At 64.8% G+C, this 1,663-nt stretch carries 1 protein-coding gene and 1 pseudogene; both read left to right on the top strand.

The window, feature by feature from the left end; genetic code table 11:
- Positions 1–215: pseudogene (gene pcm / locus ENZ75_RS31170) on the top strand (protein-L-isoaspartate O-methyltransferase); the annotation flags it as partial.
- Between the two features lie 191 nt (positions 216–406).
- The coding region (locus ENZ75_RS31165) for a LysM peptidoglycan-binding domain-containing protein (protein WP_128278597.1) at positions 407–1,663 on the top strand (1,257 nt) is incomplete at its 3' end.

Here is a 1,663-nt window from a genome sequence, read left to right as displayed (position 1 = left end):
GTGACCGCATCGTCGCCTGGGCTGCCTTCGACAGCCTGCCGCGTTTCCTGCTCGACCAGTTGTCGAGCGGCGGTATCGTCATCGCTCCGATCGGCCCCGAAGAGGGCGAACAGGTGCTGGCCAAGCTGACCAAGGTCGGCAGCCGCTTCGAGCGTGAAGACATCGGCCTCGTTCGCCTGCAGCCGATCCTGCGCGGTGTTGCCGCTGTTATCTAGCGCGGATGTCGATGTTCGGCCGCGTCGTGCGCCCGTCTTCGACCCCGGCTGACCTGACCCGAAATCTTCGCACGGCTCGCTCTCTAATATTTTAAGAAAAATTGCGTCGGATCCCATGAGGTTAACCGTCGAGTAACATTAACGCGCTTTAATCATGCCTAGTTTGTACCGGGTATGTGCGGGTTAGTGCGATGCAACTCAGTGTTTTGAAGACAAACGGTCGCAATCTGGCGCGAGGCTGCGCCATTCTGATGGTCGCGGGTGCTGCTGCGGGGTGCAGTTCCCAGGTTTCGCGGTTCAATGGCGTCGACGACGTCTTTACATCCTCGACCAACAATCAGCGCGCCATCATCAACAAGCAGGATGCCGTACAGCAGCCCTATCCGGGCGATGTCGCCGCCGCTCCGATCGATGGCAGCCATACACAATCGGTCAGCCGCTCCAGCCTCGAGCCGGTCTCGACGCGGCCGCTGCCGCCGCCCGTTGCCCAAGCGCAGCAGGCGCCGGCATCGAAGCCGGTGCGCACCGCATTGGCCCCGGCACCGCATGTCGACAGGACCACGACCGGCACCGTCGCTCCGGCGGCGTCGCCTTTCAAGGTTTCGCAACCTGACGAACCCCGCGTGGCTGCTTCCGGCACTCCGCATGCAACCGAGATCGTCGTCAGGGACGGCGAAACGATCGGCGGCCTGGCGCAGCGCTACAAGGTGCCGTCCGACGTGATCATGAAGGTCAACGGGCTGAGCGCGACCAAGGGGCTGAAGACCGGCCAGAAGCTGGTCATCCCGGCCTATGCCTATTCCAGCAAAGGCGAGGCGAAGGTCGCGGATGCCAAGCCGGCGAAAGACGGCAAGCACAACCTGCCGGCCACTGCGCCGGACAAGGTCGCCGTTCTGCCGCAGCAGCCGAAGCCTAAGGAAGGCAAGTCCGCCGCTCAGGTCGACGCGTCGGCCGCAGCAAACCAGCCCAAGGAGCCCAAGCCGCAGGTTGCCAAGACGACCGGCGCTGCCGGGACCTACACGGTCCAGTCGGGCGACACGATGTCTTCGATTGCCAGGAAGACCGGCGTCGGCGTCGTTGCTCTAAAGCAGGCCAACGGGATGAAGGACGGACTGCTCAAGATCGGCCAGACCCTGAAGGTGCCGGCCGGCGGAACCGCGACCGTCGCCGCTGCCAAGCCGGCCAAGGTCGATCCGGTGACGACGGCCACCACGCAGCCCGCGGCAAAGACCACGCCGTCTGAAACGCTGGCGTCCTACACGCCGCCGAAAAAGGATTCGAAGGTCATCCAGCAGGCCGAGGCCGACGATGCCGTCGCGCCAGACGCCACCGGCATCGGCAAGATGCGCTGGCCGGTGCGCGGCCGCGTGATTTCCGGTTTCGGCTCGGGCAAGGACGGCGTCGATATCGCCGTGCCGACGGGCACACCGGTCAAGGCGGCCGAGAAC

It is taken from the genome of Mesorhizobium sp. M7A.F.Ca.CA.002.04.1.1, assembly GCF_004022805.1.
Lineage (GTDB): Bacteria > Pseudomonadota > Alphaproteobacteria > Rhizobiales > Rhizobiaceae > Mesorhizobium > Mesorhizobium ciceri.
The sequence above is the reverse complement of the archived record's forward strand: the minus strand, read 5'-3'. Positions and strand labels throughout refer to the sequence as shown.